This is a genomic window from Pseudomonas sp. Irchel s3a10 (genome assembly GCF_900187525.1).
Lineage (GTDB): Bacteria > Pseudomonadota > Gammaproteobacteria > Pseudomonadales > Pseudomonadaceae > Aquipseudomonas > Aquipseudomonas koreensis_G.
The window spans coordinates 1156494-1177456 of the sequence record NZ_FYDR01000001.1 but is presented as its reverse complement, the minus strand read 5'-3'; the positions used below and the strand labels follow the sequence as shown (position 1 = coordinate 1177456).

Here is a 20963-nt window from a genome sequence, read left to right as displayed (position 1 = left end):
ACACGATTACTGCGCCGCCTTGATCTGAAGTCATCGTAAGCGACGAGTGCTGCCAGGAAATCAAAAAGCTCGCTCAAGTTGTAGTGGCTCTCATGGGGCATTATTTTTCGGGTGGCCGGCAATGAATGTCGAGCTTATGAATGCATCTGCTTTCGTGCAAGCTGTGTGCGCCAGTCGAGGGCGCTATGTTTTGCGGCCTTGCAAGTCGGCCCATTCAATCCCGAAGCGGCTCAGGTATTTTCTCAAGCGATCTGCATCATTCGGCTGCGCCTTGGCCTGGCGCGATACGCCGAACAGTCTGCGTCCGGCATCCGACAGGCTGTCCGCTTGCCGACATACTTCAATTACCGCCTTCAATTGCAGTCGATCAAACAGGTCGAGGCTATCGGCGTCTCCCGGGAGGTCATCCAACACGCCGTCCGCTTGCACCAGCCCCCACGCATAACGCAGCCGATCAATTTCTTCCTGCACTTGCGCCTCATCAATTCGCCCGCTGTCCGCCAGTGTGGCCATCCGGGTAATCGACGCTGACAGTTCGCGAAAGTTGCCCAGCCATGCCGCTTCGCGAGAGCTGGCGAAGGCGAGGTAGCGCCGCCGTGCTTCGAGGTTGAAGCGCACCAGTTGGCCGTGATCGCGAGCGTGACGTTCGAGCTCGAAATCGATGTTGGGCTCGATGTCTTCGCGGCGGCCGGCCAGGCCGGGCAAATCAAATGTCCAGAGGTTGATGCGCGCGTACAGATCCTCGCGGAACAGGCCTTCGGCGACGCGGCTGCGCAGATCGCGGTGAGTACCGGCGATGATCAGGAAGTCGCTATCGACCTCCTTGTCGGAACCGAGCGGAAAGAAGCGCTTTTCTTCGATCGCCTTGAGCAGCATCGCCTGTTCGTCCGCGCCCAGTTCACCGATTTCATCGAGAAACAACATGCCGCCGTCCGCGGCGCGCAGCAGGCCGTCGCGGGCGTTCTGCGCGCCGGTGAAAGCGCCTTTGACGTGACCGAACAAGGCCGACATCGCGCCGTCGCCACGCAGGGTGGCGCAGTTGACCTCAACAAACCGGCCCTGCATTTGATGGCGACTGCGTTTGAGTTCGTAGATGCGTCGGGCGAGGAACGATTTGCCGGCGCCGGTCGGACCGATCAGCAGCATAGGCGCCTTGGAACGCACAGCCACCCGTTCAATCTGTTCGATGGAGCGGTTGAACGCCGCGTTGCGTGTGGCGATGCCGGACTTCAAGAACTCCAGGCCTTCGAGGCGTTTGTTGGCGAAACGCGAGGCGATGCGGTCATAGCGCGACAGGTCGAGGTCGATCAGGGCGTGGGTGCCGGTGGCTTGTTCATCTTCGCTTTTGCGTCGGGCGGGGGAGGTCTGGATCAGGCGCGCCGGCAGATAGCGTGCTTCGGTCAGCAGGAACCAGCAAATCTGCGCGACGTGGGTGCCGGTGGTGATGTGAACCAGATAGTCCTCGTGCTCGGTATCGAAGCTGTAGGCCGTCGTGAAGTCATGCAGCGCGCCGTAGACCTCTTCGAAATCCCACGGATTGCGCAGTGCCATGGGGTGCAGGTGGACTTCGGTTTCCGGCGAGACCTGCTGGATATCGGCGCGAACCCGTTCAGCGAGGCTGATGTCGCGCGCGTCGATACCGTGAATCAGTTCCAGACGATGGATCAGCACGTCCGGTTGCTGGCACAGGCCAACGCTCGGTCGCCAGTGGCTCCAGCGATTGGCGCCCTTGCCAACGCGATCCAGCGTGGCGCCGATAAAACCGATCGCGACAGTACGTTTGTTGGGCATGCCTATCTCAAAAGATAAATGACGATATCAAATGATAGGTTTCTCACGCGGGGTTTGTCTTCGGTTCAGCTCAAAAAAATCGATAAAAAATAAAAAGCTATATAAATCAATAATATAGAAAATAAATTCTGTACCTTTCAAAAACTGGCACAGGCGCTGCAATACCTATCGCAACGAACAGGACAACAGAGCGAGACGCCACGATGGCCAACTTCAAACTCTTCAACACGCAATCGAAACAGCTGCCAGCCTGCGACACTTTGAATGCCTCCGGTGCCTCGGCGTATGCCTACACCCCGAAGCATCAACTGGCCCAACTGGCGGTCACCGGTTGCCTTAACCAGACGTTTTACGCCAGCGCTGAAAGTCAGCTGGATCAAGTGTTGAAGCTGGTGGCTGAACTCGACAGCCGTTTCGTGGCGAAGGCTGCTGTCTACGCTCGCCAAAAGGGCCACATGAAAGACATGCCGGCGTTGTTGCTGGCGGCGTTGACGGCGAACCGTTCGACGTTGGTACCTGAGGTGTTCGAACAAGTGATCGACAGCGGCAAGATGTTGCGCAACTACGTGCAGATCCTGCGCAGTGGCGCCACCGGGCGCAAATCCCTTGGTTCGCAACCCAAGCGTCTGGTGCAGAACTGGCTGAACGGCGCGACTGAACGTCAACTGCTGCAAGCATCGATTGGCAACCAGCCATCGCTGGCGGATGTGGTGAAGATGGTTCATCCGAAACCGGCTGAGGCTTGGCGTGAAGCGTTCTTCGCCTGGCTGATCGGCAAACCGGTGGATGTACAGGCATTGCCTCAACTGACCCGCGATTTGTTGGCATTTCGCAGCGGTGCGAGTCACGAAGTACCCGCAGTACCGTTTCAACTGCTCGGCAACGAAACCCTGAGCAAAGAGCAATGGGCGGCGCAGGCTTGCAACATGGGCTGGCAGGGGTTGCGCATCAACCTCAACACCTTGGCGCGGCATGGCGCGTTCGAGGTACCGGGTTGCGTCGAGTACGTGGCAGCGCGACTTGCAGATCCGCAAGAAGTGGCCAAGGCGCGGGTTTATCCGTACCAGTTGCTGGCGGCCTACCGGATGGTTGGCGATAACGTTCCGCTGCAGATCCGCGAGGCATTGCAGGACGCACTTGAGTTATCGCTGGCCAACGTGCCGAAGCTGGAAGGCGCGGTGGTGGTATGCCCGGACGTATCGGGTTCAATGGGCAGCCCGGCGAGCGGTTATCGTCAGGGTGCAACCACCGCAGTGCGTTGCATTGATGTGGCGGCACTGGTCGCGGCAGCGGTGTTGCGCAAACAGCCGGCGGCGCGGGTGATGCCGTTCGAAGTGAAGGTGGTGGATATCAAGCTCAACCCACGGGACAGCGTGATCAGCAACGCGGAGAAACTGGCCGCGGCTTTTGGCGGCGGCACCAACTGCTCGGCGCCATTGAAGAAACTGGCGGACAGCAAAGCCAAGGTCGATACGCTGATTCTGGTATCGGACAACGAGTCCTGGATCGATACACGACGCCATGGAGCAAGCGAGACCATGCGCCAATGGGAACGAATCAAGCAGATCAACCCGCAGGCACGGCTGGTGTGCATCGATATCCAGCCGGGTTATGCAACGCAGGCAGCGGATCGCGATGACATTCTGAATGTCGGCGGTTTCAGCGATGCGGTGTTCGATGTGGTCGAGCAGTTCACCTGCGGTCGTTACGGCGCGCAGCACTGGGTCGAAGCGATCGAGAACATGCAATGAATTGATTTGTCGCAGGCGCTGAATGCCGGTGGGACTACATCCAAGACGTCTCATCAAACCCTTGTCAGCGTGTGTGACGGCACGAATGCCTGATGGCTGTACATCTGAGACCGGTTAACCCCGGTGCGCGGCAACGCGCAACAGTCATCAACTTTTGTCGTGCCACCTTATTGAAAAAGAGGGCAGCGAATGCAACAGGTACTCCATCGGAACGCGGGTTCGAATCCCGCCCCGGCAACGGGGGCTCGACTGGCAGAGCCACAGTGTCTGTTTTTTTGTCGCTGCACATGACGGAACAACGCCGAATCATCGGCCAACGAATAAAGAATAGAGAAATGAAAGCACACACTTACCAACTGCTCGAAGTCGCCAACGGCAAGCCGATCAAACTCTGGACCGAAGGCGTCCCGGTGGAAAACGAGGCCCGCGAGCAGTTGATGAACACGGCAAAGATGCCATTTATCTTCAAGCATCTGGCGGTAATGCCGGATGTGCATCTGGGCAAGGGCTCGACCATTGGCAGCGTGATTCCGACGGTGGGCGCGATCATCCCTGCGGCCGTCGGTGTGGACATCGGTTGCGGCATGATCGCCGCACGCACGTCGCTGACCGCAGCCGACCTGCCGGACAATCTGCAAGGTCTGCGCAGCGCCATCGAGCAAGCGGTGCCCCATGGCCGCAGTTCGACCCGTTCGCGGCGCGACAAGGGCGCGTGGGACGAGATTCCGCAGCAAGCCGATCAGGCCTGGGCGGGGCTTCAGCCACGTTTCAAACTGATCACCGACAAGTACCCGAAACTGGCCAACACCAACAACCGTGGGCATCTGGGCACGCTCGGCAGCGGCAACCACTTCATTGAAGTCTGCCTGGATGAAGCCAACCGGGTGTGGTTCATGTTGCACAGTGGCTCTCGCGGTGTCGGCAACGCCATTGGCAACCTGTTCATTCAGATGGCTCAGGCGGATATGCGGCAGCACATCGCCAACTTGCCGGATCGTGACCTGGCGTACTTCGAAGAAGGCAGCCAGCACTTTGATGATTACGTGGAAGCGGTGAGCTGGGCGCAAGACTTCGCCAGACAGAACCGCGAACTGATGATGCGCGCGGTGATTCAGGCCACGCGCCAGATCATTCGCAAGCCGTTCGAGGTGGCGCTGGAAGCGGTCAACTGCCACCACAACTACGTGCAGAAAGAGCGGCATTTCGGCGAAGAAATCCTGGTCACCCGCAAAGGTGCGGTGTCGGCGAAGAAAGGTGAACTCGGGATCATTCCGGGTTCGATGGGCGCCAAGAGTTTCATTGTGCGCGGCCTGGGCAACGAAGAGTCGTTCAGCTCCTGCAGCCACGGCGCCGGCCGCACCATGAGCCGAACGAAGGCAAAGAACACTTTCACCGTCGAAGACCAGATCCGCGCCACGGCGCATGTGGAGTGCCGCAAGGATGAAGCGGTGATCGACGAAATTCCGATGGCCTACAAGGACATCGACAAAGTCATGCACGCCCAGCGCGAGTTGGTGGAAGTGCTGCACACCCTGCGGCAAGTGGTGTGCGTCAAAGGATAAAAGGATCAGCAGTCATGGAATTTGCAGAACGCCACCCGCTGTGCGCCACGATGCGTGCGCGGGTACTGGAAGAGTTGGCGCGTATAGAGCGCGAGCGCAATGTCACGGTGTTGTACGCCTGTGAGTCCGGCAGTCGGGCCTGGGGCTTTGCCTCGACCGACAGCGACTACGACGTACGGTTCGTGTACGTGGAAAAACCGCAGTGGTTCGTTCAGGTCGACACGCCGCGCGCGGTGATCGAGCGACCATTGGACGATGAACTGGACGTCAGCGGCTGGGAACTGCGCAAGACCCTCGGGTTGTTGCGCAAGTCCAATCCGACGTTGCTGGAGTGGCTCGACTCGCCATTGGTGTACCGCAGCGAAAGCGCACAGGTTGCGCAACTGCGGGAGCTGGCCGAAGCGTTCTACAGCCCGCCGGCAGCCCGCAACCACTATCTGTCGATGGCGAAAAACAACTTTCGCCAGTACCTGCAAGGCGACAGCGTGCGGTTCAAGAAGTACTTCTACGTGCTGCGGCCGTTGCTGGCGGTGCGCTGGATCGATCAGGGGCGTGGACGTCCACCGATGACCTTCGCCGAGCTGCTAACCACGGTTGACGACCGCGCACTGCTCGCTGAAGTCGACGAACTGCTGACACTTAAACGCAATGCCGACGAGCGCGCCTACGGCCCGCGTCGTCCGGCACTGCACAGGTTCATCACTGCCGAACTCGAGCGCGATGCGCCCACATTACTCAGAACTCAGGAAGACTCGCGACGACTGGATGACTACCTCAGGGACATCGTCGGGTTGTATGCGTAAGGATTGAAATGGAACCGCAAGTGATTGAACTGGACGGCGCGATTGGCGGCGGTCAGGTGTTGCGCAGCGCGCTGAGCCTGTCGATGGTGACAGGCCAGGCGTTTCGCATTAAACAGATTCGTGCCCGCCGCAGTCGGCCGGGATTGTTGCGTCAGCATTTGACGGCAGTGATGGCGGCTGCCGAAGTCTGTGGCGCGCGGATCGCGGGAGCAGAACTGGGCTCGCAGGAGCTGCGCTTCGAGCCGGGAGCGATTCGTTCGGGTGATTACCGGTTTGCGATCGGCACGGCCGGTAGTTGCACGTTGGTGTTGCAAACATTGCTGCCGGCGCTGTTGCAGGCACCGGGCACAAGTCGCGTACGGATCAGCGGCGGCACGCATAACCCATTGGCGCCGCCGGCCGATTTCCTTACACGTAGCTGGTTGCCGCTGATGCGGCGCATGGGGGCCGGCATTGAGCTGGATCTGCTGCGTCACGGCTTTGTCCCGGCCGGTGGCGGTGAGATCTACGTCACGGTGCAGCCGTCGCAACTGACGCCGCTGGACCTGTGTGAACGCGGGGCGCTGCTGTCGCAGCAAGCCTTGGCGCTGACGGCCGGTCTCGCACCGAGCGTCGCCGAGCGCGAATTGAATCAGGTAGCCAAACGCTTGCGCTGGGCAGCGGATACGTTGCATCCGATCACGCTCGATCCGGCGCGTGGCCCCGGTAATGTGTTGTTGCTGGAGTACGTGTTCGAGCACGTCACCGAAGTTTTCAGTGCCTTTGGCCAAGTGTTGTTACGGGCGGAGAAGGTCGCTGATAGCGCAATCAATCAGGCGGCAGACTGGTTGCGCAGTGACGCAGCGGTGGCAGAACACCTCGCCGATCAGTTGCTGCTGCCGATGGCGCTGGCCGGCGGTGGATCATTTACCACCCCAAGGATGACCGAGCATCTGCACAGCAACATCGCGGTGATCGAGCGCTTCTTGCCGGTCACTATCGAATGCTCGGAAGAGGGCGCCGAGCGTCTGCGGGTTGAGGTCCGCAGCTGTCGCTGATCGCGTCGCAGGCCCGGATCAATCTCGCAAATGCGGCAAATTGCTGGCCCCCAGGCTTGGGCTTCCCCGGCAAACTCGCCTTTTTTCAAAAGGTTAGGTTGGCTATATGCGGACGATTGTCATAACCGTTGCAACGCTTTCCCTGGCTGCTTTCGCTTCGGCCATTGAAGCGAAGGAGTTGAGCAAGAGTCATCGTTTTGCCTGTACCTGGGGCTCGGACATCGCCGCCGGCGCACAACAGTCGAAGCTGTCGGGGATCTCGTTGTATGGCGCGCGCAAGCAGTTGCAGGTGCGCAAGTTCCAGCAACCGTGGATGCGCATGACGGCGATGGGGATTACCGAGCAGACTTACAACAGCACGTCGAAGCTCAAGCCTGCGGCGGTCAAGCAGACCTATTACGAACAATGCGTGCGGCATGAGCTGGCCCAGCGATAAACCAAAAAGCCCGACCTGAAGAGGTTGGGCTTTTTCATGCCTGAGGAAAAGTCAGCATCACTTGTCAGTCTCGCAATTGAAAGCCTCACGGCAGTTGCCGTTGAAGATCAGGCAGGGATTGATTCGCATGGCGGGGTTCCTGACAGTAGGCGCGGAGAGAGGCGATTTTCGCCAGGTTCCGCGAAGGGCGGCTAAAACAGAGCAGAGCTTTGGACGCTGCAAAGGCCAGTGTTTTTCCAGATGTTTTTCTCATGAAAAAGCGCAGTTTCAGCACGGATCAAACCTGCGGAGTACCATGGCACGCTCCATCCGCCGTCGAGCTCTGTGTTCCATGCCTTTGATTCCCCGCTTCCACGCTTTGTTCGATCAGGCCCGGCGCGCCTTGCTACTGGTTTGGGCGACATCTCGCGGTTTGTTTCTGGGTCTGGTGCTGGCCACTCTGATTGCCGGTGTGCTGCCGGCGCTGGCCGCATGGCTGGGTCAGCGGATCGTCGATGCGGTGGTGGCGGCGATGCAGTTGCACGCGCAGCAGGGCGCTGCACCGCTGTGGCCGGTGTTGCGTTATGTGCTGATGGAGGCGGGGGTGTTGGCGTTGTTGTCCGGTACGCAACGGGCGCTCTCGGTGCAGCAGTCGTTGTTGCGGGTGCAGTTGGGGCAGAAGGTCAACACGCTGATTCTGGAGAAAGCGCAGACCCTGTCGCTGGTGCAGTTCGAGAACTCCGAGTTCTACGACAAGCTTGTGCGCGTGCGCCGCGAAGCCTCGACCCGGCCGCTGGCGTTGGTGATGAAGTCGCTGGGGCTGATCCAGAACCTGATCATGCTGATCAGCTTCGGTGTGCTGCTGGTGCATTTTTCGCCGTGGGCGCTGGTGTTGCTGGTGATCGGCGCGTTGCCGGTGTTCTTTGCCGAGGCGCATTTCTCCGGCGACGCTTTCCGCCTGTTCACCCGCCGTGCCCCGGAGAGTCGGCAGCAAAATTACATTGAAACCTTGCTGTCCCACGAGGCCTACATCAAAGAGGTCAAGCTGTTCGGCTTTGCGCCGTTGCTGCTGCAGCGTTATCGGGACACTTTTGCCAAGCTCTACGCCGAGGATCGGCGTCTGACATTGCGTCGTGATGGCTGGGGTTTCGGTCTCGGCTTGCTCGGCACCGGGGCGTTCTATCTGGCTTATGCCTGGGTGGTGATCGATGCGGTGCACGGCAATATCAGTCTCGGTCAGATGACCATGTACCTGGTGTTGTTCAAGCAGGGGCAGAGTGCGGTCAGCAGCAGTCTGAGCGCGATCAGTGGCCTGTACGAAGACGGTCTGTATCTGTCCAACCTGTATGAATATCTGGCCGAACCGGTGCTCGCCGATTCCGGCCATCTCACCGTCGGCGCACAACCGGGCGATGGCCTGCGCTTTGAAAACGTCGGTTTTCGGTATCCGGGCGCCCACCGTGCGGCGCTGGAAGGCATTGACCTGCACCTGGTGCCGGGCAAGAGCGTGGCGCTGGTGGGGGAGAACGGCTCAGGCAAAACCACGCTGATCAAATTGCTGACGCGCCTGTATCGGCCCGACCAGGGACGCATTCTGCTTGATGGCAGCGATTTGCAGGATTGGGAAGAGAACACCTTGCGTCGGCGTATCGGGGTGATTTTTCAGGACTACATTCGCTACCAGTTCACCGTGGGCGAAAACATCGGCGTGGGCGATACCTCGGCGTTCAACGAAGAATCGCGCTGGCAGGCTGCGGCTACCGAAGGCATGGCCGCGCCGTTCATTGAAGGGCTCGACCGTGGCTATGCCACGCAACTAGGCCGATGGTTCGCCGGCGGTCAGGAGTTGTCCGGTGGGCAATGGCAGAAGATTGCCTTGTCCCGGGCGTACATGCGCCGCGATGCCGACATCCTGATTCTCGACGAACCGACCTCGGCGCTGGATCCGGCAGCGGAAGCGGCAGTGTTCGAGCATTTCAGCCAGCACACCGAAGGTCGCATGACCTTGCTGATCTCCCACCGCTTTTCCAGTGTGCGCAACGCCGATCAGATCATGGTGCTGAAGGGCGGACGGATACTGGAGCAGGGCGATCACGACAGCCTGATCGCCGCCAATGGGCACTACGCCAAGCTGTTCGATCTGCAGGCGCGCGGCTATCGCTAGGAATCCTGCGCGCTGCGCACCAATGCTGGGCCGGCCACGCGCGGCGCGGGTTTGGACTGCATCAGCGCATCGAGCGCCTTGCGATAATTCTGCCCGCCCAGCGCCATGCTGTTGTTATGGGTGGCACCCGGCACCAGCAGCAGTCGTTTCGGTTGTTGGGCGGCGTTGAACAGCTGCTCGCTGAAGCGCGGCGGCACGAACGCGTCGGCCATGCCGTGCACCACCAGCAATGGCATGTGAATCTCGGCGATCTTGTCGATGGAGTCGAATTTCTGCGACAGCAGCCAGCGCACCGGCAGCGAGGTGTTGGCCACGGCCGCAGCCACGTCGGCGAGAGAGGTGAAGGTCGATTCGATCACCAGACCTTTGACTGGCAGCGGTGTCTTGTCCCGTGCGGCGTCCTGGCCGAGTTCGGCCGCCAGATCAATGGCCACGGCGCCGCCCAGGGAGTGGCCGTAGATCAGGCGCTTGCTCGGGTCGGGCTGCAGCAACTTGAAGCGCTCCCACGCCACACGGGCGTCTTCATACACGCTGCTTTCCGAAGGCAGATCGCCCTTGCTCTGGCCGAAACCACGGTAGTCGATGGCCAGTACCGAGTAGCCGGCTGCGCGCAACTGCTCGATGCGGAACAGCTGTCCGGTGAGGTTCCAGCGCACGCCATGCAGATAGAGAATCGCCGGAGCGTTCGGTCGTTCTGCGGGCCACCACCAGGCATGAATATTCTGCCCGGCCTTGAAGCTCTTGGGCTGCAAGTCGAGTTCCTGCACGCTGCCCGGCAAACCGTGATACCAGCCGGCCGTGCCCGGTTCGATGCGAAACAGCAGTTTGCGCTCGGTGTGTTCGAGCACCGCACAACTCGTCGGCACGCCAATGATCAGCGCAGCTATGCAGGCGAACGCCAGACGGCGACGACGCAAACGGGTCATGAAGGACAGGAACATTAAACGGTTCACCACAGCGCAGACAAAGAAGGCTTTTTACCAGAAGGCTCGGTCTGCGCGTGACTTTTTCGACCACCGTCTACTCGCAACGATTACAAAATGCTGCGGCTCAGCCCACGCGCAGAACGATTTTGCCGATGTGGTCGCCACCTTCCATGCGCGCATGCGCCTGGGCCGCATCGTTCAGCGAATAAACCTTGTCGATGATCGGCAGGCAGCGTCCGGCGGCCAGCGCCGGCCACACGTGTTCGCGCAGTTGCTCGGCAATTTCGGCCTTTTCCTCAGCGGTTCGCGCACGCAGCAATGAGCCAGTGATCACCGCACGCTTGGCCATGATCGCCAGCAGGTCGATGTCGTTGGCCTTGCCGCCACCGAGAAAGCCCAGCATCACCATCCGGCCATCCATCGCCAGCGCGCTGACATTACCGTTGAGGTACGAAGCGCCCATGATGTCGAGAATCGCGTTAACGCCTTGGCCAGCGGTTTTTTCGGCGATGACCGTGGCGAAATCCTGCTCGCGATAATTGATCGGCTGCCCACCCAGTTTGCTGATCGCCGCGCATTTTTCGGCGCTGCCGGCGGTGGCGAAGGCTTCGATGCCGAATTCGCGGCACAGCATCAGTGCGGTGGTGCCGATGCCGCTGGTGCCGCCGTGGATCAGCACGCGCTGACCACGCTGGGCGTCGCCGAGGCCGAACAGGTTGGCCCACACGGTAAAGAAGGTTTCCGGGATAGCGGCGGCCTGCACCCAATCCAGTCCATGGGGGATCGGCAGGGTTTGTCCGGCCGGGACGTTGCAGTATTCGGCGTAACCGCCACCGTTGGTCAGCGCGCAGACCTTGTCTCCGACGGCAAACTGACTGACACCGGCACCCAGCGCCACCACTTCGCCGGCCACTTCCAGACCGGGGATCGGATTCATCCCCGGCTTCATTGGATACTTGCCGGCCCGTTGCAGCGCATCCGGGCGATTGATCCCTGCGGCATGCACGCGGATCAGCACTTCACCGGCTGCAGCGACGGGCAGGGGCACACGTTTGGCTTGCAAGACGTCCGGGCCACCGGGTTGAGTGATTTCGATCCGGGTCATTTCGTTGGGCAAAGTCATGTCGATTCCTGTTGCTTGAGGTTCTGAAGATGGGAGCGCAGCCCGCAGGCAATGATTCCCTTCAATTTTCACAGACGCGTGGTTCAGTCGCTGAGGGCAGCCATTTCAGGGCGTGCTCCAACAGAATCGCCACGACAATCGCCCCTGCGGCGATCACGAAGAGCATTGCGTGCTGACCGCCCGTGGCATTGAACAGCGCCGAAAAGGCAAATCCGGCCAGCGCCTGAAACGTGGCAAACGATACGGTGGCGCGGCTCCAGGCGATTTGCTGGCGATGGTGATCCGGCACCAGTTCATGCACGCGGGCCAAGGCCAGAGGGACGATGCCGGGCGGGAATGAACCGATGATCACTGCCAGCACGGCCAACGCCATGAAAGAGTGGGAAACCGCCAGCAGTCCCAGCGCAATCGCCTGTACCAGCAATACCAGCCGAATGCCCATCCGCGCGCCAAGCCGATCCGCGAGAAAGCCGTAACTTACCGGGCCGACAATTGCGCCCAGGCCATACATCACCCAAACCAGTGCGCCCATCTGCGCCCCGGCACCGAGCCCGCGAGCCACGTAATCCACCAGAAACACCATGGCCGGCACCAGACCTGCGGCCATGAATGCGTATTGGCCGAAAAGCAAATAGACGGCGGAGGGCGTTGGCTCAATCGCCGCGCCTGTGTGAGTGGCGGTCGGGTGCGGTAGATCAACAGGCCAGCCAAACCAGCTTATTGCGGTCAGCAACAACGACAATCCGCCCAGCCCCAGCCAGGTGGCGTGCAGGCCCATATTCAACAAGGGCGGGACGATGGTTCCGGAGGCGGCAATGCCCAGGCCGATACCGAGAAAAATCGCACCGCTGGCCAGTCCTTTGCGGGATGCCGGCACGTGGGGCAGTACAGTCGCCGCCACCAGCACCATAATCGCGCCGCCGGTAATCCCCGACAGCAATCGCCAGCCAAAGAACCAGCTCACCGACAACGGAAATGCGCAGGCAAAAAACGCTGCGGTGACCAGCAGCATCATCAGTCGCAGGGCGTTTTTATTGCCCAGTTGCCGCGCGATCGGTCGGCCGAGCAGGGCGCCGATCAGATAGCCGACCAGATTGGCTGCGCCGAGGTAGACCACGTCATTGGCAGAAAACCACTGCGCCTGAATCAGCGAGGGAATAAGCGGTGTGTAGGCAAAACGCGCCAGCCCAATGCCGACCAGGCTGGCGCAGAGTCCCGAGAAAATCGGTAAGCCTGAGGTTGATGTACGCATGACAGCATTCCTTAGGAAGGTCTATGGCGCTCAGGATATCGGCTATCTTTGCTGCGGTAATGCAGCGATTTGGCTTTATAGTGATGCAAATTCGCATCGGTTGGGGGCAGCATGAACTGGGATGATGCGCGGGTATTTCTCGCAGTATGCAGAGAGTCGACCTTACGCGGCGCAGCGCGGGTTCTGGGGGTGGATCAGGCGACCGTCGGACGACGGATCACGGCGCTGGAAAAGTCCCTGAGTGCGACCTTGTTCCTGCGCACCTCCGACGGCTACGCACTGACCGCAGTCGGCGAAGCCGCGCTAAAAAGCGTGGAAAAAATGGAGCAGTCGGCGCTGGAACTTGAACGGCAGATTCAGGGCCTGGATGATCGTCTGACCGGCAACGTACGCGTTAGCACCACCGACTCGCTGGCCATCGACTTTCTGATTCCGGCCATTAGTCGCCTGCACGCGCTGCACCCGGACGTGCGTGTGCAACTGGACGCCTCCACGCAGATCCTTAGCCTGGCCAAGCGCGAGGCGGACATCGCCGTGCGCAATACCCGGCCTGACAATCCCGATCTGATCGCGCGGCGGATTGCACGCTGGCCCGTGGGATTGTTCGCTTCACAGGCGTATATCGACGCCCATGGCATCCCGCCGCAGGGTACGGCGTTCGAAGGCCATGACTTGGTGGTCTACCAGCCGTATTTGCAGACGCACAAGGACATGACGCTGGTTTGCGAACCGCTGCATCGCGGACGGATTGTCGCCAGCCTGAGTTCAAGTCTGTTGGTACGCCGCTCGATTGCGGCTGGCCTGGGCGTAGGAGAAATCCCGGTGTACATGGGCGAGCGCGATGGCCTGGTCAGGCTTTGGCCTGAGCGCAATCGCCCGCAACCGTATGAGGTGTGGCTGGTGACCCACGCGGACTTGCGCCACACCGCACGGGTCAGGGCGGTGATTGAGCAGATTGTCGAGGCGTTTGCACTGGAGAATGAGTGACGGCTTAAAGCGTTTTGGACAAGCTACAGCGTCTGACGAAACGCCCTACATCCACAGCAGAATCTGCCGGCTTGTGGGCTTGGAGCGCCAGCCTTAAGGTTGATGCAACTCGCAGCGCCAGGAAATCGGTGCGCCAGTGAAGGTATCGGTAACCCAGGGAAGGGGATCGGATTGAAAGCCAGGGAATTCGAGCAATATCAAAGCTTCGACACATTGAGCAAAGGTCGTAACGCACAAATCATGAACGCTATCAGCCGTGAAGAATTCAACGCCAGGATCGAGACCATCGAGGCAAGGATGGATGCTCGGGTAGAGCGAGTGCACGCCGATATTCGAGAGTTCCTTTGCTCCCAGGCAGAGCGAGACAAGGCGAACGAGCGCATTCAGTTCGAGCGGGATAAACGCTACGACTCGGTGATTCAAGGCATCGCCATCGAGTCCAGAGAGGCACTCAAAAAGGCGGGTACCGTGAATGCCAACGTCTGGATGGCAACGGCTGTGCATCTGTTTGGTGTGGTCAGCATTGTCGTCGGTGGCTATTTCGCCAGTCAGGCCAACCTGTATGCAGCGATACAAACAACATTGGCGGCGGTTCAGGCGGGCAAAGATGTCGGTGCAGCGAAGCCTGCCGAGCAGCCATCATCGGTGTTGCCAAAATAAAAAACGGCCTTCAATTGAAGGCCGTTTTGTTGGCTGGGAAACCCATGCCTCATGGCATTTGCGGCAGCTCTTGCGGACGCAGGTCAAACACCAGTACTTCGGCATCCACGCCATTGCTCAGGGTCAACGCCTGTTCCTCGCGAACCCGCACGCCGTCACCTTCCTGCAGCAACTGGCCGTTGAGTTCAACACTGCCGCGAGCCACATGCACGTAGGCGTAACGGTTGGCGGACAGTTTCAGGGTGGCGCTTTCCTTGCCGTCGAACAACCCGGCGTAAACCCGCGCATCCTGGCGCACTGTCAGCGAACCATCGCTGCCGTCCGGCGAGATGATCAGTTGCAGACGACCGCGTTTTTTCTGCGCGCTGAAGTGCTCCTGCTGATAGCGCGGTTTGGCGCCGCTGATCTCCGGCACAATCCAGATTTGCAAAAAGTGCACGGGTTTGGTGGCCGAATGGTTGAACTCGCTGTGCGCCACGCCGCTGCCGGCGCTCATCAGTTGTACGTCGCCAGGGCGGATCACCGAGCCGGTGCCCAACGTGTCTTTATGTTCCAGTGCGCCTTCGAGCACGTAGGAAAAGATCTCCATGTCACGATGCGGGTGCTGGCCGAAACCTTTGCCGGCGGCAACGCGGTCATCGTTAATCACCAGCAGGTCGGAAAAACCTTGTTCACGCGGGTCGCGGTAGCTGGCAAAGGAAAAGGTGTGGAACGACTTCAACCAGCCATGATTGGCGAGGCCACGATCGGAGGCTTTGCGAAGAGTCAGCATGATGAAATCTCCTGGGGGGACGTGAATTCGTCCGAGTGAGGAGAAGATTACTGTTTACTCTTCGGGCTAATAAGTAGATGGAAATTGAAATACTGTCCGTTTCTGGTTGACAGTTGTTTGCGCTCGATCACGTATTTTTTCCGACGATTGTGCCGCAGTTGGCCATAATGCTCAGCCGGTCTTGTCCGTTTACCTTTGATTATCAGTGATGTGTATCCCATGAAAACCGTGGCAATGGTGTTGTTCCCCGACTTTCTGCTGCTCGACATGGCCGGGCCGCTGGAGGTGTTTTCGGTGGCCAATCGCTATTTGAAACCGGAGTTGCACTATCAACTGACCACGCTTGGCACCGAGCGCGGGCCGTTGCGTGCGTCCAACGGTGTGCTGGTACACACCGACCGGCATATCGAACAAGCCACTGAGCGCTACGACTTGCTGCTGGTGCCAGGAGGGCCGGGGGCCTACAACGAAAAACACCCGGGGTTGCTGGCCTGGCTGAAAGCGGCCGTACCCTGTGCCGAGCGATATGGGTCGATCTGCACCGGCGCCTTCGTACTCGGCCATGCCGGGTTGCTCGATGGCTATCGGGTGACCACTCACTGGAATTACACCGAGCGCCTGATCAAGGCATTTCCAAAAGCGAGCGTCGCCACCGACCAGATTTTTATTGAGGATCGCAATCTGATCACCTCTGGCGGGGTCACGGCCGGCATCGACCTGGCGCTGGCGCTGGTGGCGCAGGATCACGGCAAGAAGTTGGCCCAGGACGTCGCCAAAGTGCTGCTGGTGGTGATGAAACGTCAAGGCGGACAGGCGCAGTTCAGCCCATTGATGGCGGCGGTGGCGCCTCAGGAAACACCGATCACCCGAGTACAGAATTACGTCCTGGACCATCTCGACGAAGCGTTCACTGTCGAGCGCATGGCTGGATTGGCCAACATGAGTGCACGGCACTTCGCGCGGACGTTTGTTCGCGACATCAACATGACGCCGATGGAGTTCCTGCAAAGTGCACGTATCGACTGCGCACGAAATCTTTTGGAAACCACTGACCTGCCTTTGAAAACCGTGGCCTACAAGAGTGGTTTTGGCAGTGTCCGGCACATGCGCCTGTTGTTCGTGGAAAAACTCGGTCTTACTCCTGTGCAATACCGCGAACAGTTCAGCTAGAGCGGTTCTGTCCGTTGTGCGCACCCGGATGTCCGTGCTGCGCCCTGTGTGAAGGTTGTGCCGTCATAGCAGGCTGCCAAGATAGTTGGCATGAACAGCCTCAACGATTTGCACTCGGCGTCAGTCCTGTATTTCGGGCCTTATGCCTTTCATTTGCGCCAACGGCTGATCCTCGACGGGGATCGGCAACTGCGCATGGGCGGGCGTGCACTGGACATTCTGCAGGTGCTGGTCGAGCGCGCAGGCCGAGTGGTCGGAAAGGAAGAGTTGATTGCACGGGTCTGGCCCACTTCGGTGGTCGAAGAGATCAATCTTCGCGTCCACATTGCCGCCCTGCGCCGGGCGCTCGGTGACGGTGAGAACGGCCAACGCTATATCGTCAATGTCCCGCAATGTGGCTACAGCTTCGTTGCTCCGGTGCACGGCGACAATTTCGAGCACGTGGCCCTGGAAAATCTGCAAGCCCCCCAACACAACCTGCCTGTGCGGCTGACGCCGGTGACCGGTCGCGACTCCGTGGTGGGCTCGATGGTGCGGCAATTGCCACTGTGCCGATTGATGACCGTGACGGGGCCTGCGGGGGTCGGCAAAACCACGGTGGCGTTGCGTGCCGCAGAGTTGCTGTTACAGCATTTTCGCGACGGGGTCTGGCTGGTGGACCTGGCGGTAGTCAACGACGCCACGCCACTGCTCGATTATCTGTTGCAAACCCTCGATACCGATCTCGTCACGCTGGCAGCGCGTCACAGCTTGCTGGTGCTGGATAACTGCGAGCATCTGCGTGAAGCCTGCAAGGCTCTGGTTGAACGTTTACTGGAGGCCGCGCCACGGTTGTCGATTCTCGCGACCAGTCGCGAAGCATTGCAGGCCAGCCTGGAGACCGTGCAAACCCTGCCGCCACTTTCCATTCCCAAGTCCTCTGCGTTGGGCAGTGTCGAAGAGACCATGAGCTATTCGGCCGTGCAATTGTTTGTCAGTCGTGCCCGGGCCCGGCAGCAGGGTTTTACCCTGCGTGAACAGGATCTCAATGCTGTGCGCGACATCTGTCGGCGGCTGGATGGGCTGCCACTGGCGATTGAACTGGCGGCGGCGCACATTGATGCGCTGGCGATGGTCGGCTTGCAGTCACAACTCGACAATTGTTTACAGCTGCTCAGCCATGGTCGGCGTACTGCCGTGCCACGCCATCAAACCCTGAAAGCCGCGCTGGACTGGAGCTATCAACGGCTGAACGAGCAGGAGCAGCGGGTGCTGCAACGCCTGGCGGTCTTCAAAACGGCGTTTGCCATCGATGCGGCAATGGGGGTCATCAGCTGCGCGCAATTACCCCCGTCGACGTTGGCCCTGATGATTGATCGGTTGGCGCAGAAGTCTTTGCTGGCGGTGGAGCGGGGCAGTGCCGGGTTGCGCTATCGCATGCTCAACACCACCCGTCGTTACGCCCGCGAACAACTTGAACGCAGCGGTGAATACAACGAATACGAGCGTCGGTATGCGCGCTTCGTCAACCGCAGTCGTTGGGTGTCAGGCACGCAGCTGGCGGCCCAACTCGTCGAGTAACCAGCGCACCTTGCGCAAGTCCGGGGTGGCGTAGCCCTCAGTGAAGCGTTGATAGATCGGGCTCAATAATTCCAGTGCTTCGCGGTAGCGGTTCTGCCGTTGCCACAACTGCGCCAGCGAAGTGGCGCTGCGCAGTTCCCAGGCCAGCGCGCCCTGGGTTTGCGCGATCGACAGTGCCTGGAGCAAGACCTTTTCGGCCTGCCGGGTGTTGCTGTCGGGGCAAGCCGAATCTTCAATCAACATCCGATCGGCCCGAGCCCGCAGAATCTCCGCCGTGCTCCAGCCTGCCGCTCCGCTGCGTGCCCGCTCTAGCAACGCGTCATCAACAAAACTGCTGTCCAGGGTGACCATGATCTCCCTGATCAGGCCGCTGTCTTCGGTCGCTATCGGCACGGCAGCATCGGCGTCGAGGACCTGCGCGTACTGGCATGCCCAGCGATAGAACAGCAATACGGAGTGCTTCTGCGCCTGTTCCAGCAACTGCTGCAGCAACGCACGGGCGTTTTGCGGGTCACCGTTGTAATGAGCAATCAGGCAACTGGCCAATGCCAGGGTGTAGCAGATCGAGGTGCCGTGGTTGATCTGCACGGCGATGTCCAGCGCCTGCCTGGCCGTCCGCCAGGCCTGTTCAGGGAAACCTTGCAGCCACAACACCCGGGCAAGCACCGTCAGCGAGGCGACGCTCTGGTCGTACTGCACGCCGAAGCCATGGGTGAAGCGGTTGGGGTTGCCGTTTTGCGCCATGTGCTGAATCACTTGCTCGGCATGCAGGCGTGCCTGCTGCTGGTCGCCGGCGTAATGCAGTGCCAACACCCGCAGGCGATGTGTGCTCAGCGACAGCTGCGGGTCGCCGTGCAGGCCGAGTCGATCGAACTGCTCGCTCTGTTCCAGCGCCGACTGATAATGGCCACAGCTGAGGTTGACCGCCATGTGCCCGGACACTGCACGCAGTTGGCCGGCCACGTCGTCGTACTCTTGCGCCAGCGCATGGGCATCGACGAACGCCGCGATGGTTTCCGGGGTGCCACCCCAGGTGTGGTAGCAGGCGCTGCCGAGTGCCAGCTTCAGCGCGATCTTCACCCGGGGGCAAGGTTCGGCAGCGTTTTCCAACAGGGCCAGCGCCTGACGCACGTAACCGCCGTATTCCTTGAGCAGCGACAACTCTTGCCACAGGGGCGCCGAGGTCGCGGCCAGATAAATCCCCACATCGTTGGGGCCTGCACCGTTCAGGCTCCAGTCGAGCGCCGCGCGCAGGTCTTCCAGACCGCGTGCGTAGCGTTCGATCCACAGTGCGGTTGAGGTGGTTTCCCAATCGGTCTGCCCCTGATACATCAGCGCCAGGCAGCGTTCAGCGTGGCGTTCGCGGGTTTCGGCGAGTTCGGCGCCTTGCTCGAGTTTTTCCAGGGCATAGCGGCGCGTGGTGTCGAGCAAACGATAGAACACTTCTTCGTCACCGACTTCGACGTTGAGCAACGACTTGGCGACCAGTTGTGTGATCGAACCGAACACTTCGCCGGGCTGAATGTGCTGTCCACCGATCACCGCAGCGGCGGACTCCAGGGTGAAGCCACCCCGAAACACACCGAGTCGACGCAGGCAGGTCTGTTCGCAATCGGTCAGCAGGTTGAAGCTCCAGTCCAGCGTGGCACGCAGCGTCTGATGGCGCTCCACGCTGCTCTGATTGCCGGCCGCCACTACCGGCAGACGCCCTTGCAGCTGGCTGAGCAAACCCTGCAGGCCGAGCTCTCCGACCTGCGCCGCCGCCAGCTCCAGCGCCAGTGGAATGCCGTCCAGACGCCGACAGATTTCAATTGCGTCGGGCAGCTCGGAGTCACTCAATTCGAAGCCCTCGTGCGCGGCCAGGGCGCGTTCGGCAAACAGTTGCAGTGCCGAAAAACTCAACGCCTGCGCACGATCAAGCACGGCAATCGGCGGCGGGTAATCGAGGGACTCGAGACGTTGCACATACTCGCCTTCGGCACGCAGGCTCTCGCGGCTGGTGGCCAGAATGTGAACCTGCGGTGCACCGCGCAAAATGTTCTCGCTGAGCAGTGCCATGGCGTCGATCAGGTGTTCGCAATTGTCGATAACCAGCAGCATCTGGCGCTCGCGCAGCGCATTGACGAGGTGGGTCAGCGGATCGTTGTCATGCAGCACCACATCCAGCAGGGCCACCAGGTGCGAGCAGATCATTCGCGCGTCGTTGATCGGCGACAGATCCAGCAGCCGGATACCGTCCCGATAGTGGCCGATCATCTGTTCGGCAACGCGCAGGGCCACGGTGGTTTTGCCGATGCCGCCGGGGCCGACTAGTGTGATGCAGCGCTGGCGCGGCAACTGCCTGATCAGGCTGTCGACCAGCGGCTGGCGGCCGATCATTCGCGTGCGGCGCAGTGGCAGGTTATGCCGGGTGCCGGTTTCGGCGCAGGTGTGCTGTTCGATCGATTGCAGCCTGATCGGTGCGACAAAACTGTAGCCGCGCTGCGCCACCGTGACGATGTATCGCTGCCCGCCCTGACCGTCGCCCAGGGCTTTGCGCAAAGCCGCCATGTGCACCCGCAGATTGATGTCTTCCACGATACTGTCCGGCCATACGCCGGCAATCAGTTGCTGTTTGCTCACGACATCGCCGGCATGCGCCAGCAGGATCAGCAGAATGTCCATGGCACGTCGGCCCAGGCGTAACGGCTGCTCGCCCTCAAGCAGCAGCCGTTTGCCGGGCTGGATCCGATAGGGGCCGAAACCGAGGGCCTGATTCGGGGGAAGACTCAACAGCTCACTCCTGCGAAATTTTTATAATCCTGCCCACGGCGTGTGAAGCCTCCGTGAAGGGCAGCGCGGATCAGCGTCAGCGGCACGCAAGCCTTCTAATCCGCAGTTTTGCGGACATATTCCGCAGGTTCTGGCGTCAGTGCAACGTGCAGATTGCCGGCAATGCTCGAAAGTGATGCAGCGATCGGCATTTTTGCCCGCTGCAATGTTCAGACCAG

The 20963-nt window shown here is 60.3% G+C and carries 16 protein-coding genes; 10 read left to right on the top strand and 6 right to left on the bottom strand.

Annotated features, from left to right (window positions below):
- Positions 1 to 183: 183 nt before the first annotated feature.
- Entirely contained in the window at positions 184 to 1791 is a 1608-nt protein-coding gene (rtcR, locus tag CKW11_RS05230; RefSeq protein ID WP_095136700.1) for an RNA repair transcriptional activator RtcR, read from the bottom strand.
- Between the two features lie 203 nt (positions 1792 to 1994).
- On the opposite strand from rtcR, the gene CKW11_RS05225 reads away from it, so the two are divergent.
- From CKW11_RS05225 to CKW11_RS05200, 6 genes are all read left to right on the top strand, one after another.
- The gene (locus CKW11_RS05225) at positions 1995 to 3542 is read left to right on the top strand and encodes a TROVE domain-containing protein (protein WP_095136699.1); all 1548 of its coding nucleotides are present in this window, start codon (positions 1995 to 1997) and stop codon (positions 3540 to 3542) included.
- A 335-nt stretch (positions 3543 to 3877) separates the two neighbouring features.
- On the top strand, positions 3878 to 5104 hold the full coding sequence (locus CKW11_RS05220; protein ID WP_095136698.1) for an RtcB family protein: 1227 nt from the start codon (positions 3878 to 3880) through the stop codon (positions 5102 to 5104).
- Positions 5105 to 5118: 14 nt separating this feature from the next.
- Positions 5119 to 5907, top strand: coding sequence for a nucleotidyltransferase domain-containing protein (locus CKW11_RS05215; protein WP_095136697.1), 789 nt, complete (start codon positions 5119 to 5121; stop codon positions 5905 to 5907).
- Positions 5908 to 5915: 8 nt separating this feature from the next.
- Positions 5916 to 6944, top strand: a complete 1029-nt coding sequence (gene rtcA / locus CKW11_RS05210; protein ID WP_095136696.1) for an RNA 3'-terminal phosphate cyclase — start codon at positions 5916 to 5918, stop codon at positions 6942 to 6944.
- 106 nt (positions 6945 to 7050) lie between these two features.
- On the top strand, positions 7051 to 7380 hold the full coding sequence (locus tag CKW11_RS05205) for a hypothetical protein (protein WP_041066178.1): 330 nt from the start codon (positions 7051 to 7053) through the stop codon (positions 7378 to 7380).
- A 331-nt stretch (positions 7381 to 7711) separates the two neighbouring features.
- Positions 7712 to 9523 (top strand): ABC transporter ATP-binding protein, encoded by a 1812-nt coding sequence (locus CKW11_RS05200; protein ID WP_095136695.1) that lies wholly within the window; start codon positions 7712 to 7714, stop codon positions 9521 to 9523.
- Here the strand turns inward: CKW11_RS05200 and CKW11_RS05195 are convergent.
- The 3 genes from CKW11_RS05195 to CKW11_RS05185 all read right to left on the bottom strand — a co-directional run bounded on the left by CKW11_RS05195 (position 9520) and on the right by CKW11_RS05185 (position 12824).
- Positions 9520 to 10464 carry an alpha/beta hydrolase gene (locus tag CKW11_RS05195; protein ID WP_095136694.1) on the bottom strand — a complete coding sequence of 315 codons (945 nt, stop codon included), beginning with the start codon at positions 10462 to 10464 and terminating at the stop codon, positions 9520 to 9522. The genes CKW11_RS05200 and CKW11_RS05195 overlap by 4 nt on opposite strands.
- A 109-nt stretch (positions 10465 to 10573) precedes the next feature.
- On the bottom strand, positions 10574 to 11572 hold the full coding sequence (locus tag CKW11_RS05190; protein ID WP_095136693.1) for an NAD(P)H-quinone oxidoreductase: 999 nt from the start codon (positions 11570 to 11572) through the stop codon (positions 10574 to 10576).
- Positions 11573 to 11633: 61 nt separating this feature from the next.
- Complete coding sequence (locus CKW11_RS05185) at positions 11634 to 12824, bottom strand: YbfB/YjiJ family MFS transporter (protein WP_095136692.1); 1191 nt, start codon at positions 12822 to 12824, stop codon at positions 11634 to 11636.
- A 111-nt stretch (positions 12825 to 12935) separates the two neighbouring features.
- Between CKW11_RS05185 and CKW11_RS05180 the strand changes: the two genes are divergently transcribed.
- On the top strand, positions 12936 to 13811 hold the full coding sequence (locus CKW11_RS05180; protein ID WP_095136691.1) for a LysR family transcriptional regulator: 876 nt from the start codon (positions 12936 to 12938) through the stop codon (positions 13809 to 13811).
- A 171-nt stretch (positions 13812 to 13982) separates the two neighbouring features.
- On the top strand, positions 13983 to 14471 hold the full coding sequence (locus tag CKW11_RS05175) for a hypothetical protein (RefSeq protein WP_256582022.1): 489 nt from the start codon (positions 13983 to 13985) through the stop codon (positions 14469 to 14471).
- 49 nt (positions 14472 to 14520) lie between these two features.
- Here the strand turns inward: CKW11_RS05175 and CKW11_RS05170 are convergent, their stop codons facing one another.
- Complete coding sequence (locus tag CKW11_RS05170) at positions 14521 to 15243, bottom strand: pirin family protein (RefSeq protein WP_095136690.1); 723 nt, start codon at positions 15241 to 15243, stop codon at positions 14521 to 14523.
- 219 nt (positions 15244 to 15462) lie between these two features.
- On the opposite strand from CKW11_RS05170, the gene CKW11_RS05165 reads away from it, so the two are divergent.
- Complete coding sequence (locus CKW11_RS05165) at positions 15463 to 16413, top strand: GlxA family transcriptional regulator (protein ID WP_095136689.1); 951 nt, start codon at positions 15463 to 15465, stop codon at positions 16411 to 16413.
- A gap of 90 nt (positions 16414 to 16503) precedes the next feature.
- The gene (locus CKW11_RS05160; protein WP_095136688.1) at positions 16504 to 17973 is read left to right on the top strand and encodes a winged helix-turn-helix domain-containing protein; all 1470 of its coding nucleotides are present in this window, start codon (positions 16504 to 16506) and stop codon (positions 17971 to 17973) included.
- Here the strand turns inward: CKW11_RS05160 and CKW11_RS05155 are convergent.
- A complete protein-coding gene (locus CKW11_RS05155; RefSeq protein ID WP_095136687.1) occupies positions 17938 to 20745 on the bottom strand; it encodes a winged helix-turn-helix domain-containing protein in 2808 nt (935 codons plus the stop codon). The genes CKW11_RS05160 and CKW11_RS05155 overlap by 36 nt on opposite strands.
- Positions 20746 to 20963 lie beyond the last annotated feature (218 nt).

What these genes read in the sequence shown, in the direction of transcription:
- CKW11_RS05205 (WP_041066178.1), top strand. Translation starts at nt 7,051, where the DNA reads ATGCGGACGATTGTCATAACCGTTGCAACGCTTTCCCTGGCTGCTTTC.
- CKW11_RS05215 (WP_095136697.1), top strand. Translation starts at nt 5,119, where the DNA reads ATGGAATTTGCAGAACGCCACCCGCTGTGCGCCACGATGCGTGCGCGG.
- rtcR (WP_095136700.1), bottom strand. Translation starts at nt 1,791, where the DNA reads ATGCCCAACAAACGTACTGTCGCGATCGGTTTTATCGGCGCCACGCTG.
- CKW11_RS05225 (WP_095136699.1), top strand. Translation starts at nt 1,995, where the DNA reads ATGGCCAACTTCAAACTCTTCAACACGCAATCGAAACAGCTGCCAGCC.
- CKW11_RS05190 (WP_095136693.1), bottom strand. Translation starts at nt 11,572, where the DNA reads ATGACTTTGCCCAACGAAATGACCCGGATCGAAATCACTCAACCCGGT.
- CKW11_RS05195 (WP_095136694.1), bottom strand. Translation starts at nt 10,464, where the DNA reads ATGTTCCTGTCCTTCATGACCCGTTTGCGTCGTCGCCGTCTGGCGTTC.
- CKW11_RS05165 (WP_095136689.1), top strand. Translation starts at nt 15,463, where the DNA reads ATGAAAACCGTGGCAATGGTGTTGTTCCCCGACTTTCTGCTGCTCGAC.
- rtcA (WP_095136696.1), top strand. Translation starts at nt 5,916, where the DNA reads ATGGAACCGCAAGTGATTGAACTGGACGGCGCGATTGGCGGCGGTCAG.
- CKW11_RS05170 (WP_095136690.1), bottom strand. Translation starts at nt 15,243, where the DNA reads ATGCTGACTCTTCGCAAAGCCTCCGATCGTGGCCTCGCCAATCATGGC.
- CKW11_RS05180 (WP_095136691.1), top strand. Translation starts at nt 12,936, where the DNA reads ATGAACTGGGATGATGCGCGGGTATTTCTCGCAGTATGCAGAGAGTCG.
- CKW11_RS05185 (WP_095136692.1), bottom strand. Translation starts at nt 12,824, where the DNA reads ATGCGTACATCAACCTCAGGCTTACCGATTTTCTCGGGACTCTGCGCC.
- CKW11_RS05200 (WP_095136695.1), top strand. Translation starts at nt 7,712, where the DNA reads ATGCCTTTGATTCCCCGCTTCCACGCTTTGTTCGATCAGGCCCGGCGC.
- CKW11_RS05160 (WP_095136688.1), top strand. Translation starts at nt 16,504, where the DNA reads ATGAACAGCCTCAACGATTTGCACTCGGCGTCAGTCCTGTATTTCGGG.
- CKW11_RS05220 (WP_095136698.1), top strand. Translation starts at nt 3,878, where the DNA reads ATGAAAGCACACACTTACCAACTGCTCGAAGTCGCCAACGGCAAGCCG.